Source organism: Streptosporangium sp. NPDC006007, assembly GCF_040614315.1.
In the GTDB taxonomy this organism is placed as follows: Bacteria; Actinomycetota; Actinomycetes; order Streptosporangiales; family Streptosporangiaceae; genus Streptosporangium.
The window spans coordinates 21,593-35,804 of sequence record NZ_JBEXUG010000049.1 but is presented as its reverse complement, the minus strand read 5'-3'; the positions used below and the strand labels follow the sequence as shown (position 1 = coordinate 35,804).

The window sequence follows — 14,212 nt, the reverse complement described above, 5'->3', positions numbered from 1 at the left end:
CCAGCGCCGCGAACGCGCCCGTGTCCGAAGTGAGAAGGGCATCCGCTGGGGCGGCAGGCCCCTCGCACCGGCAGCTTGAGACGCTCACCCAACCCGGTGATCGTTTCCGGTCACAGCACTAGCGACTCGACGAGGACGACGACGGTGACGGCGTAGGAGTCCCTGAGGGGGCCGGAGTCGGCGTCTCCGACGGGGCCGGGGTCGGGGTGACCGAAGGGACCGCGGCGCCCTTCAGCTTCTCCAGGGCCTTCTGTAGCTCCTTCTGGGCCTCGCCGTACTCGGTCCAGTTCGGCGGGGTCGCGTTCAGGGCCTTCTGCGCCCTGTCGTAGGCCTTCTCGGCCTCGTCGATCGCCTGGCTCAGCGCGGTGCTCGGCTGGGCCGGCTGCTGCGGCTTGGTGGTGTCCGGCTTGGTCTGCTGGGCGCTTTCCCCGAAAACCTGTTCCAGCGCGACCTTGAGGGTGTCGGCGAAGCCGACCTTGTCCCCGTAGGAGACCAGGACGCGGCGGAGGATGGGATAGGGCTCCTGGCCGGGGGAGGCCGCGGTCTCCACGTAGACCGGCTCGATGTAGACCAGGCCGTCGGCGAACGGCAGCGTCAGCAGGTTGCCGTAGCGGACCTTCGCCCCTCCGATGCCGAGCAGGTTGAGCTCACCGGAGAACTTGTTCTGGAAGTTGTTCTGCACCTGGCCGGGGCCGGGGATCGTGGTGTTGGAGGGCATGCGCAGAATGCGCAGCTTGCCGTAGTCCGGTCCCGGCGTGGCGTCCACCGCCATGAAGGCGGCCAGGTTCGGGCCCTGGCGCGGTACGAAGGTGGTGGTCAGCGAGAACGTCGGCTCCGTGGTGCCGGGCATCTTGACCGACAGGTAGTACGGCGGCTGCTTGATGTCACGCTCGCCCGAGGACGGGTCGGTCGGGACGTTCCAGAAGTCCTGGCCGCTGTAGAAGGCGTTCGGGTCCTCGATGTGATAGCGGGACAGCACGTCGCGCTGGACCTTGAACAGTGCCTCCGGGTAGCGCAGGTGCTGCCGCAGTCCGTCCGCCATCTCGGCCTGCGGCTTGATGATGCCGGGGAACGCCTTGCGCCAGGTCTGCAGGATCGGGTCCTTGTCGTCCCAGGCGTACAGCGTGACCGTGCCGTCGTAGGCGTCCACCGTGGCCTTGACCGCGTTGCGCATGTAGTTGATCTGGTCGCGCGGCTGCTGCACCAGCGGACGCGGGTCGGTGACCGTGTCGCGCTTCATCGCCTCCAGGCTCCTGCTGTCGGAGTAGGGGTAGGCGTTGGAGGTGGTGTAGGCGTCGGCGATCCAGACCACCCTGCCGTCGACGATGGCCGGGTAGGGGTTGTCGTCCAGGCTCAGGAACGGCGCGACCTTGGCGATGCGCTCCTGCGGGTTCCGGACGTAGAGGATCTTGGACTTGTCGTTGACGTCGCTCGACAGCAGCAGGTTCTTCTCGCTGTACTTGGCGGCGTAGAGCAGGCGGTTCAGGAACGAGCCGACCGGGACACCGCCCTTGCCGGTGTAGGTGGTGTTCTGCTGGCCGGTGCCCTTGCTCTCGGGGTAGTCGAGCTCCTGCTTCTTGTCGCCGCCCACGATGACGTACTCGGGCGCGCTCGGGGACTCTCCGAAGTAGATCCGCGACTCCGTCAGCCCTGTCCGCTGGGCGAGCGGGCCGGTGACCGGCATGTCCTTGGCGTCGAAGTTGGGCAGGCCCTGCGAGTCGACCTCGTTGCCCGGCGCGGCCACGAACCCGTATCCGTGGGTGTAGACCAGGTGCTGGTTGATCCAGTTGTTCTGCTCGGCCGGCGGCCCGGTGAGCTCACGCACCGCCACCACGGTGTCGCGCATCTTGCCCGAGTCGTCGGGGTAGCGGTCGACGTCGAGCGGGTCGTGGAAGCTGTAGTAGCCGCGGATACGCTGCTTCTGCTGGTAGGTCTTGGCGACCAGGTTGGGGTCGAGCAGCCGCACGCCGGAGATCGAACTGTCGGCGGTGATGTTGACCTTGGAGGGGTCGCCCTGCGCCGCGTAGTCGATGACCTCGGACTTCTCGATGCCGTACGCCTTCCTGGTGGCGGCGATGTTGCGTTTGATGTACGCCTGCTCCTTGACCTGCTGGTTCGGCTTGACCTGGAACTGCTCGACCATGGCCGGGTAGACCCCGCCGATCAGGATGGCCGAGAGCACCAGCAGGCCGAAGGCGACGCCGGGCAGCATGCCGCCGGGCCGTACGACCCCGGCGAAGAACAGGACGGCGCAGATGAGCGCGATGATCGCCAGGATGGTCTTGGCGGGCAGTACGGCGTTGACGTCGGTGTAGGACGCGCCGTAGGCGAAGCCCCGGTCGGAGAAGACCAGGCCGTACCTGTCGATCCAGTAGGCCGCCGCCTTCAGCAGCACGAACACGCCGAGCAGCACCGACAGGTGCACCCGGGCCGCGCGGGAGGCGTGTATGCCGGGCGACTGGAACCGGAAGCCCCCGTACAGGTAGTGCACGATGGCCGCCATGATGGCCGAGAGCACCACCGTGGTGAACAGGAAGTTCAGCACCATCCGCAGGAACGGGTAGGTGAACATGAAGAACGACAGGTCCATGCCGAACTGGGCGTCGTTCTCACCGAACGCCGTGGCGTTGACGAACTCCAGCCAGGTCTTCCACTGTCCGGCGAACGACGATCCGGCGAACAGGGCGAGCACCGCGGCACCGATCAGGAAGATCAGTTTGCGGTGCGGGTCAAGGGCCATCCGGTAGCGGTCGGCGCCGGTGGCGCCGCCGAACATCCCCGGGCCGAACATCGGCCGCATCCGGTAGGCCAGCAGCATGTTGCCGCCCACGATGCCCACCATCAGGACGGCGCCCACGATGAAGAGCAGGATCTGCGTGATGACCACGCCGGAGAAGACCGCCGTGTAGTCGACGGAGGCGTACCACAGGTAGTCGGTATATATACCTGCGAAAAGGAAGAACAACGCAACGAGCGCGACGATGGTGATCGCGACAGGAAGCAGCAGTCGTGGCCGGCGGGGCAAGCGCATCGCCCTACCGGCTCCGGGGGTCCGGAAGCTCAAGGCCAACCCCTTGTCGTAAGAGCACGGTCCGTGTTTGAAAACCTACACCGGCAGGGGTATGGTCGCGCTCAGCCGCTCGGGCACGGTCCGGCCACAACCCCCCTAGCGGGTTTACAGGTCCAACGGTGCCAACGACTGGGATTCCGAATAAGTGCCCCGCCAGGCGATTTAAGGTCACCGATCGGCCGAGGCTTCGGACAACCGAAAGCCCCGACGCCCTCCGGAGCCCTCGGATCAGACGAGAATCCGGTGAGAATCCGGCGGACAGTCTCCGTCACTCCACGTGTTCGCGCCCCCCCCGACCGCCGTCCCGGGGAGCCCCCCGACCACCGTCCCGGCAGGCCCTCCGGCCCCTGTCCCGGTGAGTCAGCCCGCCGCGCAACCGGGCACGGCGCCGGTGCCGGTACGGATCACGTCGATCGCCTTCACCGCGTCGTGAAGCGTGCCGACCTTGTACAGCTTCAGCCCTTCCGGGAGCGCCTTGACCGCCTCGGCGCAGTTGTCGGCCGGCGTGAGGAAGACCGTGGCGCCGGCCTTGCGGGCACCCACCATCTTCTGCTGGATGCCGCCGATCGGGCCGACCCTGCCCTCGGGGCTGATCGTCCCGGTCCCGGCGATGGACTTTCCCCCGGTCATCGGGCCCGGGGTGAGCTTGTCCACGATGCCGAGCGAGAACATCATCCCCGCGCTCGGGCCGCCGACGTCACCAACGTTGATCTTCACCTTGAAGGGGAACTTGTAACTGATCCGCATGGTGATGCCCACGATCGGCGTGCCGTCCTTGGCCGCGACGGTCGGGATGGCCACGGTCATGCTCCGCTCGCCCCGGTTGACGGTGAAGGTGACCGTCTCACCGGCCTTGTGCCTGCGGACGATGGCGGAGACGCTCTCCCTGTCGGTCGCGGGAATCCCGTCCACCGAGACGATCTCGTCGCCGGGCTTGAACCGCCCGTCGGCCGGCAGCCCCTTCTGGGCGGAGGCCACGGTCACCACCGAGGTATAGGGGATCTTCAGCTCGGTCAGCGCCGCCGCGGTCGCGTCGTCCTGGGAGTTGGTCATCTCCTGGGTGTTCTGCTGCTCGACCTCCTCGGCGGTGCTCGTCGGCGGGAAGATCGTCTCCTCCGGCACAACCGCGACGGTCGGGTCGATCCAGCCCCTGAGCGCGCTGAACAGGTCGATCCTGTTGCCCGGCCCACCCTGGTAGGCCACGGTGACGAGGCTGAGCTTGCCCTCGGTCGGGTAGGTCTGGTGTCCCTCGATGCTGATCACCGGCTTGCCCTTGACGTCACCGATGGTGTTCTCGGTCGGCCCGGGTCTCAACACGACGTACGGCACGGGCAGCAGGGCGCCGACAACGCCGAGCGCGAGCGTGAGGAAGCCTGCCACCATCAAGGTCAGCGCTCGTCGGGACATGGGAGGAAGCCTATTCCGTGTGACCGGTTGAGGAGTCGCACGCACGCGCCGTCATCTTTCCCCCGTCGTCCTCCCGGCCGTGGCCCTCCCGGCCCGTACGGCTCACGCCCGGCGGCTCAGTCGCAGGCCCCGACCCACTCGGCCGAGCCGTCCGCGAAGAGCTGGTTCTTCCAGATGGGGATCTCGCTCTTGATGCCGTCGATCAGCCGGCGTGAGGCCGCGAACGCCTCACCCCGGTGCGGGGTGGCGACCGCCACGATGACGGCGATGTCGCCGAGCCGGAGGTCTCCGACCCGGTGCACCGCGGCCAGCGCGGTCGCCGGGAAGTCCGCGGCGATCTTCTCGGCCACCCGGCGCAGCTCGCTCTCGGCGCTCGGATGCGCCGAGTAGGAGAGCCCGACGACCGCCCTGCCGTGGTCCTGGTCGCGAACCGTGCCGATGAAGAGCGCGGTACCGCCCGCCGCGTGGTCGCCAACGGCGGAGAGCACCTCGCCGACGGAGAGTGCGCTGTCGCGAATACCCAGCAACCGGATGACGTCCACGCCACAGAGGGTACCGCCCGGGGAAAACCGCTCCCGTGCCGCGGGCCGTACTCGACAAAAAGGCTGTACAGGGCGCCCCTCTCCCCGGAGCGGAGACCGTACAGGACCGCCGGAGCCGGGTGAAATCCCCGGCGGCGTCAGGTGCGGCGTTTCTTACGGGCGGCGCGGACGATCGCGGCGGTGCCGAGGACCGCGACGGTGGCACCGGCCGCGGTGAGCGTGGCCTCCTTGCCGGACAGTCGGCGGCCGACCACCGCGTGCCTGCCCTCGCGCAGCTCCAGAAGCTGCGCCAACGCGGCCTCGTTGCTCCACAGCGGCTTCCATCCGGCCTCGCGCAGCGCGGCGCAGTCGACCACCCAGGGATAGACGACGTAGTGCAGATCGGTGGCCGGCGCCGGGGTGACGCCCAGCCGGTGCAGGCGCTGAGCGGTGCCGAAGGTCAGCCCGGCGGGCAGCTCGAACCGGCGCAGCGCGGAGATCTCCTCCACCTGCTCCTGCTCCAGCCAGCCGTCGCCCCCCACCGCCACCACCCCGGAGACCGTGCCGAGCGCGGCCATCTCCAGCGCCGAGACCAGGTCGTCCAGGTGGCAGAACTGCCAGCGGGGACTGCATCCCTTGACGCTGAGCAGCCGGGGCGCCTCGAAGTGACGGGTGACCACGCTGTCCACACCCGGCCCGACGACGGCCGCGGGGCGGAGCACGGTCACCTCAAGGCCGAGGTGGCTGCGGAGCGAGCGCCGGACCAGAGCCTCGATCTCCAGGTGGTCGCCGACGATCCCGGTGTCGGGCTCGGCGGCCACCGCGGAGCCCTCGGGCAGTGGGACGGGGTTGTCGGGCGCCGCGCCGTAGACCATGGCGCTGGTGACCAGCACGACGCGCCGCACCCGGGCCGCGGCGCTGGCGGTGAGCACCGTCTGGGCCGCGCGCAGATTGTAGGCACGCCGCTCCACGGGGTCGGCGTCGAGCGCGTAGTCGCCCGCCAGATGGACGAGCACGTCGATGTCGGAGATCCGGTTCGCCAAGAGCGGATCTCGGACGTCGAGCACTCTCCAGGTGACGCCGGGCACGTCGCCGCGCTGCTCGTCGATGGCCACGACCCTGCGGAAATCCGCAGACGAGGCGACCTTCGCGAGGAAGGCACGGCCGATACCCGAGGCCGCGCCGGTGACGGCGACGACCGGGAGCCGGGGGCGTTTCGAGGTAGGCACCAGGTCCTCACTTTGCACTGACCCGCCATGCGACGGATAACGTGGCGGATGTGGACTCCTCCATCCTGCACGAGGTAGAGCGGTGACTGACTTGCCAGGTCGGGAAAACGACCCCAACGAGAATCCGTTCGCCATGTTCGGCGACCCGGAGCAGATCGCAGCGGCCATGCGCCAGTTCGCCGACATGCTGTCCGCTCCGCAGAGCTCCGGTCCCGTCAACTGGGACATGGCGAAGAACATCGCCCGGCACGTCGTGGCCGCCGAGGGCGACCCGAGTGTCATGGAAGGCGAGCGGCGTCAGATCATGGACGCGCTCAACCTCGCCGACCTGTGGCTGAACGAGGCGACCGCGCTCCCGAGCGGGGTGAACACCCCGCAGGCGTGGAGCCGGTCGGAGTGGATCGAGAAGACCGTCCCCGTCTGGCGGCAGCTGTGCGATCCGATCGCGGCCCGCATGGTCGAGACCATGAGCGGCACGCTCGGCGCCGCCGGGCTGCCCGCCGAGGCCCAGGCCATGGCCGGGCCGCTGATGGGCATGATGAAACAGATGGGCGGCATGATGGTCGGCCAGCAGATCGGCCAGGCCCTCGGCTCGCTCGCCCGCGAGGTGGTCGGCTCCACCGACATCGGCCTGCCCCTGTCCGGCAACGCCGCCCTGCTGCCCAGCGGGATCGCCTCCTTCAGCCAGGGGCTGGAGACACCCGCCGACGAGATCCGCCTGTATCTCGCCCTGCGTGAGGCGGCCCACCACCGGCTGTTCCAGCACGTGCCGTGGCTGCGCGCGCACCTGCTCGGCGCGGTTGAGGAGTATGCCAGGGGCATCACGGTGGACGTGTCCGCCCTGGAGGAACAGCTGCGCGGGCTCGACCTCAACAATCCCGAGCAACTTCAGCAGGCGCTGAGCGGCGGCAACCTGCTCAAGCCCGAGGAGACCGACCGGCAGAAGGCCGCGCTGACCCGGCTGGAGACCATGCTCGCCCTGGTCGAGGGCTGGGTCGGCACGGTCGTGGACGGCGCCGCCGACGGCAAGCTGCCGTCGGCGGCCGCGCTGGCCGAGACGGTACGGCGCCGCAGGGCGACCGGAGGCCCCGCCGAGCAGACCTTCGCCACGCTCGTCGGCCTCGAACTGCGTCCGCGCCGCCTGCGCGAGGCGGCCGCCCTGTGGCAGGCGCTGGAGGGCGACCGGGGCGTCGACGGCCGTGACGCGGTCTGGGGGCACCCGGACCTGATGCCCACCGCCGACGATCTCGACAACCCCGGCGTGTTCGTCCGGGGGGAGCCCGAACTCGACCTGTCCTCGCTGGACACGCCCCGGGAGGGGCCGCCCGCCGGGGGCGACGGCCGCGAGAAGGGCGGAGGCGGCGGGAACGACGAGGACGGCGGCAAGGGCGACACGGCGTGAGCCTGCGCGCGCACGCGCAGGACGTGCTCGCGACGTGGATCGCGCCGACCGCCGAGGAGGAGCTCCTGCGCGAGGAGTTCCTGGAGCACGTGCGCGCCCACGAGGACGCGATGTGGCGCGAGTGCGTGCCCGATCACCTGACCGCCACGACCGCGGTCCTCTCCCACGACGGCGAGCGGGTGCTGCTGACGCTGCATCCCAAGGCCGGGATGTGGCTTCCCATGGGGGGCCACTGCGAGCGCGGCGACGTCTCGCTCGACGCCGCCGCGCTTCGGGAGGCCGTCGAGGAGTCCGGCATCCCCGGCCTGCGCCTGCTGCCCGGCCCGCTGGCCCTCGACCGGCACCGGGTCTGGTGTCACCCGCCGCGCAGTCACCATCTGGACGTGGAGTACGGCGCGGTCGCCCCGGCCGACGTCGAGGCCGTGATCAGCGACGAGTCGCTCGACCTCCGCTGGTTCCCGGTCGAGGAGATCCCCGAGCTCTCCGACGAGGCGACCCGCCGACTGGCCCGCCGCGCCCGTGAGGCGATGCGGCGCATAGTGGGCTCCACGTGATTGGACCGTTTTATACCTGTCTCACGTAGCCGTGGATATCGTCGTCCACGTCGAGCAGACGAGCGAATCGAGGCAGTGTGAGCGTGGACGTCTCGGCCGGCGGGGATGTGGCGGGCGGTACGGTCGTGGTTCCGCGGCGGCGCCGGCGACTCCGCCGGCTGCCCAGGGCCCTGGTCTGGGCCGCGGTCACCCCGTTCGCCGCCTGGGCGGTGGCCAGGGTCGCCGGACTGGAGCGCGGGTCGCTGACCACCCAGCTCATGACCGCCACGCCGTACGCGGCGGCGGGCTCGCTCGTCCCGGTGCTGCTGGCCGCGGTGTCCCGCAACCGCGCGGCCACGGTCGTGGCGCTGGTCACCACCGCGGCGTTCGGTATCGCCGTGCTGCCCAGGGCCGTCGGGTCCACCCAGACGGTGTCCGGAACGCCGCTGCGGGTGCTCACCCTCAACATGCTGTTCGGCCACGCCGAGCCCGAGGCGGTGATGGACCTGGTCCGGCGGCTGAAACCGGACGTGCTGAGCACCCAGGAGCTGACCCCCGGCATGGTCGAGGAGCTCGACGGCGCGGGGCTGAAGGACGTCATGCCCCACCGGGTGCTGCAGGAGGAGTGGAGCGCCGGCGGCAGCGGCCTGTACTCCAGATATCCGCTCACCCCGCTGGAGAACCTGTTCCGGCCGATCGGGCACAACATGCCCGCCGCGCTGATCACCGTTCCGGGCGCGGGGAGCGTCGAGTTCGTCGACGTGCACCCCTTCCCCCCGCTGGGCAGCCAGGTGCACGACTGGACGGCGGCCCTGGACTCCTTTCCCCCGGCCTCCGCCGACCGAATCCGGATCCTCGCCGGCGACTTCAACGCCAGCCTCGACCACACCGCGATGCGCCGCTTCCTCAGCCGGGGCTACGCCGACTCGGCCGACAGGGCGGGCCAGGGGCTGATCCCCACCTGGCCGGCCAACAAGAGGGTCCCGCCGCTCATCACCATCGACCACGTCGTGGTGGACCGGCGGGTGAGCGTGAACGCGGTCAGCGTGCACACCGTCCCCGGCACCGACCACCGCGCCGTCTTCGCCGACCTGCGCCTGCCCCCGTCCTGATCGGCGCCGACGTCCGCCCGGCGCTCACACCTGATCTCCGTCGTCTCCGCTCACGACGACAGCAGCGCGCGGGTGTTGTCCCAGCCCTCCAGGCCGGGGTCGAGCCTGCGGAGATCGTCGGGGGTGCGGAGGCGGTGCCAGCCGGGGCCGGCCGCGACCGTCCGGGGGCCGGGGGCCGCCGCGCGCAGGGTCTTGACCGGGTCGAGGTCGTCGAACCCCACGTCGGCCCAGCCGGGACAGGGCAGGTGGGCCGCTATCGCCACGGCCCCGCCGTCGGCGGCCGGGCAGACGGCGATCCGTGCCCTGCCCAGTTCCCGGAAGAGCTTGCCGATCAGCAGGGGCGGCAGGTCGGGCGCGTCACCGCTCAGCAGGACCGCCTGCTCGCCGTACGGCAGGGCCTCGAAGACGGCCCGGACCAGGGCGGCTCCGGACAGGTCGGGGATCTCCAGCACCGGGGTCCCCGGCCAGACGATCTCCTCCATCCCCGGCACGCCGGTCACCAGGACGGGGGTGACGAAGTCGAGCCCGGCGACGAGCTCGTAGGTGTCCTCGGCCACCGCTGTCAGGAACTTCGCCGGATCGGTCCCCGGAGGGGTCGCCCCCGCGATCGAGGAGGTGACGACGACCGCCACCAGTCGCTCCTGTGTCAATATTCCTCCGCGGCTCCGTGGGCCGCCGTGGAGAATCCCTCAAGGAACCCTCGTGCCCGTTCGGCCTTGGGATAGTGTTCCACCAGCGACCAGAACCTGGGGCCGTGGCTCGGCACCAGCAGGTGCACGAGCTCATGCACGATCACGTAGTCGACCACCCACGACGGCATGCCCCGCAACCGTGTGGAGATCCTGATGGTGCCGTGGTCGGGGGTGCAGGAGCCCCAGCGGTGCTGCTGGTTGTCGACCCATCGCACGCTCGACGGACGGGCCTCCCCGTCGAGATAACGTGCCGACAGCTCCATGGCCCGCTCGAACAGGTCGTCGTCCGAGGGACGTCTCCGCTGTTCCTTGGCGGCGAGCCGGTCGAGCATCCGGCGCACCCATTGTTCTTCATCGGTGCTGCTGAGTCCGGCGGGGAGCAGCACGATCGTTTTCTCGCCGTCGCGGTATGCGGAGACCGTCCGCCGGCGACGAGAACTTCGACGGACCTCGACTGTCTCGGGGGGCACATACGAACGGTAGCCGAGAATGACGAATTCACACCAGAGGGCTGAAGGCGTTCTGGCTGGTCAATCCCTGTTCCCAGGCTGTTCGGCAAGACCAATCGGTTATAGGAGGGGCCTATGGAATTGGCCCGGATATCCGCTGTCTTGGGAGTTGTCGAATCGCGGGGAGGCGTCGTTCTCTCCATAACGCCGCCCCTTGAGGTACGTCCTCCACGGCCGTGATATCCCGCCGGGCAACGGGCTCACGGCTCCGCGGCCCCGACACGGCGGAGCAGGAGACGACACGGCGCGGGACGAACGGCGCGACGCCGTCGTTCCGCCGGGAGGCCGGGAACCGGGAGGTCGCCGCGGCGGGAAACGCCGTACCACGGGTCCCCCGGGCGGCGTCCCCGATGCGACTTGTCCACAGCCGGAACGCGGCGGGCGAAGTTATCCACAGGCGGAGAGAACCCCGTTCAGGATCTTGCCGGAACGTGACACGCTGGCACTCCCAACCGGCGCTCCCCAGAGGAAAGGCAGCCCTGTGAGGCCACGTCTGAAGCCCGCCCTGTGCCGGGTCGCGCGTGACGAACGCACCCTGCAGTTCGGCCTGCACCCCCGGCACGCGGTGCTGCTGGCCGATCTCGAACCCGAGGTCCGCCACTGGGTGGAGAGCCTGGACGGCGTGCGCGACGTCGCCGGGGTGCTGGCCGGGGCCGTCGAGGCGGGGATCGGGGAGGAGCACGGCCGGACCCTGCTCGACCTGCTGATCAGCCGTGGCGTGGTGGACGACGCCGCGGTGGGGCCCGGTCCGCTGCGCGGGCTCCCGATGGCCGAGCGGGACCGGCTCCAGCCGGATCTGGACGCCCTCTCCCTCACCCCCGGCACCACGGACGGTGGCCTCAGCGCGCTGGAGCGCAGACGCGGCGCCCACGTCCGGGTCTATGGGGCAGGCCGAGTGGGCGCGCAGATCGTCGCGCTGCTCGCCGCCTCCGGCATCGGCCGATTATGCGTCGTCGACTCCGGTACGGCCCGCAACCGAGACGTCGTCCCCGGCGGGCTGGCCTGGGCACACGTGGGTATGAGCAGGCAGGATGGCGCGGTCGCGGTGGCCGGAGACCTGGCGCCCTCGGTCACCGCGTGGACCGGTGACCACGCGGCCCGCCCGGCGGACGGCGTCCGCCCACCCGACCTGGCGGTGCTCGCGCCCGTGGAGCCGCTGGACGGCCTGCTGGTCGCCGAGCTCCTCGACTGGAGGGTCCCGCACCTGCTGGTGACCGCCTACGAGGGCTTCGGGTCGGTCGGCCCGTTGGTGCTGCCCGGACGGAGCGCCTGCCTGCAGTGCCTGGATTTGGTGCGGCGCGATCGCGACCCGGGCTGGCCGGTGGTCAGCGCGCGCCTGGGTGGCTTCCCCGCGGGGGAGGTCGCGTGTGACACGGTGACGTCAACCGTGGTGGCGGCGATGGCCGCCGGTCATGCGCTTGCTCTGATCGACGGGCGGGAGTCGGTTGTGACCAACGGCACATTAGATGTATTGCCTGATTGGAGCTGGAAGCGGCGATCCTGGAGTGTTCACCCTCAATGTCGTTGCTTCCGAAACAACATGGGTTCGCTGACAATGGTCACGTCGGCTACCCGCAGCTGATAGACACCACACCGAAGGGAGGGAGCGGCGTCTCGCTGTCCGGAGAACACGCCGCAAACCAAGGTGAGTGACCTTCCGCGCCGCGCAGTTACGCGATCCGCCAAGCTGGCGGCCCTGCCGATCGGATTCGCCGGCCGCACCGCCCTCGGACTGGGAAAACGGATCGGCGGCAAATCCGCCGAGATCGTCGCACAGGAGATCCAGCAACGCACCGCCGAACAGATCTTCAAGGTTCTGGGAGAGCTCAAGGGCGGGGCGATGAAGCTCGGCCAGGCCCTATCCATCTTCGAGGCCGCGCTGCCCACGGAGATCGCCGGGCCGTACCGCGCGACCCTCACCAGATTGCAGGACGCCGCGCCGCCGCTGCCGGCCAGGACCGTGCACAAGGTTCTCGTCGAGCAGCTGGGAGACGACTGGCGGAAGCACTTCCGGTCCTTCGAGGACAGGCCGACCGCCGCCGCCTCGATCGGGCAGGTGCACAAAGCCGTCTGGCATGACGGCCGGACGGTCGCGGTCAAGATCCAGTACCCGGGGGCCGGCAACGCGTTGCTCTCCGACTTCAACCAGCTCTCCCGGCTCGGCAAGCTTTTCGGGGTGCTGCTTCCCGGGCTCGACATCAAGGCCGTGCTGAGCGAGCTGCGGGAGCGGGTGGCCGAGGAGCTCGACTACCTGCGCGAGGCCGAGGCCCAGCACGCCTTCGCGCTGGAGTTCAAGAACGACCCCGACTTCCTGGTCCCGGACGTCATCGCGGCCAACGAGCAGGTGCTCGTCTCGGAGTGGGTGGACGGCATCCCGCTGTCGCGGATCATCACCGACGGGACCGGGGAGGAGCGCGACCGGGCCGGGCTCCAGCTCGTCCGGTTCCTGTTCTGCTCGCCCGCACGGGTGGGCATGCTCCACGCGGATCCGCATCCGGGCAACTTCCGGATCGTCGAAGACGGGCGGCTGTGCGTGCTCGACTTCGGCGCCGTCAACCGGATGCCCGAGGGCTACCCCCCGGTCTTCGGGAAACTGACCCGCATCTTCAACAACGGCGACATGGACGAGGTGGTCCAGGGCCTGCGCGACGAGGGTTTCATCCTCCCGCACATCGTGGTGGACACCGAGGCGCTGCGGGCCTTTCTCGCCCCCTACGTCGAGCCGACCTCGGTGGAGGAGTTCACCTTCAGCCGTGAGTGGTTGCAGCAGCAGGCGGCTCTGGTCACCGACCTGCGTCCGGGCAACGTGGTGCGTCAGCTCAACCTGCCGGCGTCCTACGTCCTCATCCATCGCGTGCACGCGGCCGGGGTGGGCGTGCTCTGCCAGCTCGGCGCCACCGCCCGGTTCCGCGAAGAGGTGATCCGCTGGGTTCCCGGTTTCACCGAGGAGGACCCTGAGGAACAGGCGGTCGCCGCAGGCTGAGCCTCCCGGAAACACCCGGGCCGGGCCCGGCCGAAGGTCTCGCCTCCGGACGGCCGGGCCCGGCCTGGATCCTCACGGTCAGAAGACCTGCGGTCCTCGTTGTCAGAAGAAGGGCCGAGCCTCACAGGGAGGCGCTCACCCGAATTCTTCCTGTCGGATGAGCGTCCTCACTGTCAGACGAGGCGCAGAAGCGCGTGGCGGAGGCGTATCGACGCGCGTTCCGCGTCACGCCGTGCGCGCCGCAGGCGCAGGATGCCGGACGCACGACGCTGCTCCTCCGCCTCACGGTGGAGGGTCCGTATTCGGTCACGGACCAGTTCTTCGTGCATAGAGAGCATGTCCCGGCCGCGGTCGCCGAAGTAGGTCATCGGAGGGTCCTTTCACGAACTTTCGAACACTTGGTTGATCGTTTTCTTGGCTGGTCAGGCGGCGACCGGAGTCTTGCGAGGACGTCCGCGCGGGCGCTTCCGGGGAACGACGACGCCCCGCAGGATGAGCTCGCCGCCCCATACACCCCAGGGCTCCTCGCGCTCAAGGGCACGGGCCAGGCAGGCCGCCTGGATCGGGCAGCGTCCGCAGAGCGCCTTGGCGAACTCCACGTCCTCCGGAGACTCCGCGAACCAGAGGTCGGGGTCGGTACGACAGGGGATTGTGGCTTCGTCGATCAGGTCCATGACCGTCTGGGCCCCCATCTGCTTCACCTCTCAGTTAGGTACTGGATCTTCAATTACCTCTGGGTGGGGGGACAGGAATG

General features: G+C 69.7%; 13 protein-coding genes. 5 read left to right on the top strand and 8 right to left on the bottom strand.

Annotated elements, in window-relative coordinates; all coding sequences use genetic code 11:
- Positions 1-118 precede the first annotated feature (118 nt).
- The 4 genes from ABZ194_RS26695 to ABZ194_RS26680 all read right to left on the bottom strand — a co-directional run bounded on the left by ABZ194_RS26695 (position 119) and on the right by ABZ194_RS26680 (position 6,230).
- On the bottom strand, positions 119-3,031 hold the full coding sequence (locus ABZ194_RS26695; RefSeq protein ID WP_355599762.1) for a UPF0182 family protein: 2,913 nt from the start codon (positions 3,029-3,031) through the stop codon (positions 119-121).
- A 399-nt stretch (positions 3,032-3,430) separates the two neighbouring features.
- Positions 3,431-4,477: a PDZ domain-containing protein gene (locus ABZ194_RS26690; RefSeq protein ID WP_355599761.1), complete on the bottom strand. Its 1,047-nt coding sequence runs from the start codon at positions 4,475-4,477 to the stop codon at positions 3,431-3,433.
- 116 nt (positions 4,478-4,593) lie between these two features.
- A complete protein-coding gene (locus ABZ194_RS26685) occupies positions 4,594-5,019 on the bottom strand; it encodes a molybdenum cofactor biosynthesis protein MoaE (protein ID WP_355599760.1) in 426 nt (141 codons plus the stop codon).
- Between the two features lie 137 nt (positions 5,020-5,156).
- Positions 5,157-6,230, bottom strand: coding sequence for an NAD-dependent epimerase/dehydratase family protein (locus tag ABZ194_RS26680; protein WP_355599765.1), 1,074 nt, complete (start codon positions 6,228-6,230; stop codon positions 5,157-5,159).
- A gap of 130 nt (positions 6,231-6,360) precedes the next feature.
- Between ABZ194_RS26680 and ABZ194_RS26675 the strand changes: the two genes are divergently transcribed.
- From ABZ194_RS26675 to ABZ194_RS26665, 3 genes are all read left to right on the top strand, one after another.
- Positions 6,361-7,629, top strand: a complete 1,269-nt coding sequence (locus tag ABZ194_RS26675) for a zinc-dependent metalloprotease (RefSeq protein ID WP_355599764.1) — start codon at positions 6,361-6,363, stop codon at positions 7,627-7,629.
- A complete protein-coding gene (locus ABZ194_RS26670) occupies positions 7,626-8,183 on the top strand; it encodes an NUDIX domain-containing protein (RefSeq protein ID WP_355599759.1) in 558 nt (185 codons plus the stop codon). Before ABZ194_RS26675 ends, ABZ194_RS26670 begins: the two co-directional genes overlap by 4 nt.
- 77 nt (positions 8,184-8,260) lie before the next feature.
- Positions 8,261-9,274, top strand: coding sequence for an endonuclease/exonuclease/phosphatase family protein (locus tag ABZ194_RS26665; protein WP_355599758.1), 1,014 nt, complete (start codon positions 8,261-8,263; stop codon positions 9,272-9,274).
- 50 nt (positions 9,275-9,324) lie between these two features.
- Here ABZ194_RS26665 and ABZ194_RS26660 read toward each other — a convergent pair whose 3' ends face one another.
- On the bottom strand, positions 9,325-9,906 hold the full coding sequence (locus ABZ194_RS26660) for a hypothetical protein (protein ID WP_355599757.1): 582 nt from the start codon (positions 9,904-9,906) through the stop codon (positions 9,325-9,327).
- Positions 9,907-9,920: 14 nt separating this feature from the next.
- Positions 9,921-10,436, bottom strand: a complete 516-nt coding sequence (locus ABZ194_RS26655) for a M48 family metallopeptidase (protein WP_355599756.1) — start codon at positions 10,434-10,436, stop codon at positions 9,921-9,923.
- Positions 10,437-10,956: 520 nt separating this feature from the next.
- Here ABZ194_RS26655 and ABZ194_RS26650 point away from each other — a divergent pair.
- Together ABZ194_RS26650 and ABZ194_RS26645 are read left to right on the top strand one after the other, a co-directional pair.
- Positions 10,957-12,057 carry a thiamine biosynthesis protein ThiF gene (locus ABZ194_RS26650; RefSeq protein ID WP_355599755.1) on the top strand — a complete coding sequence of 367 codons (1,101 nt, stop codon included), beginning with the start codon at positions 10,957-10,959 and terminating at the stop codon, positions 12,055-12,057.
- Positions 12,058-12,120: 63 nt separating this feature from the next.
- The gene (locus ABZ194_RS26645) at positions 12,121-13,458 is read left to right on the top strand and encodes an AarF/UbiB family protein (RefSeq protein WP_355599754.1); all 1,338 of its coding nucleotides are present in this window, start codon (positions 12,121-12,123) and stop codon (positions 13,456-13,458) included.
- A 173-nt stretch (positions 13,459-13,631) separates the two neighbouring features.
- Here the strand turns inward: ABZ194_RS26645 and ABZ194_RS26640 are convergent, their stop codons facing one another.
- Positions 13,632-13,826, bottom strand: a complete 195-nt coding sequence (locus ABZ194_RS26640) for a hypothetical protein (protein ID WP_355599753.1) — start codon at positions 13,824-13,826, stop codon at positions 13,632-13,634.
- A 54-nt stretch (positions 13,827-13,880) separates the two neighbouring features.
- Positions 13,881-14,150 carry a WhiB family transcriptional regulator gene (locus ABZ194_RS26635; RefSeq protein WP_355599752.1) on the bottom strand — a complete coding sequence of 90 codons (270 nt, stop codon included), beginning with the start codon at positions 14,148-14,150 and terminating at the stop codon, positions 13,881-13,883.
- Positions 14,151-14,212 lie beyond the last annotated feature (62 nt).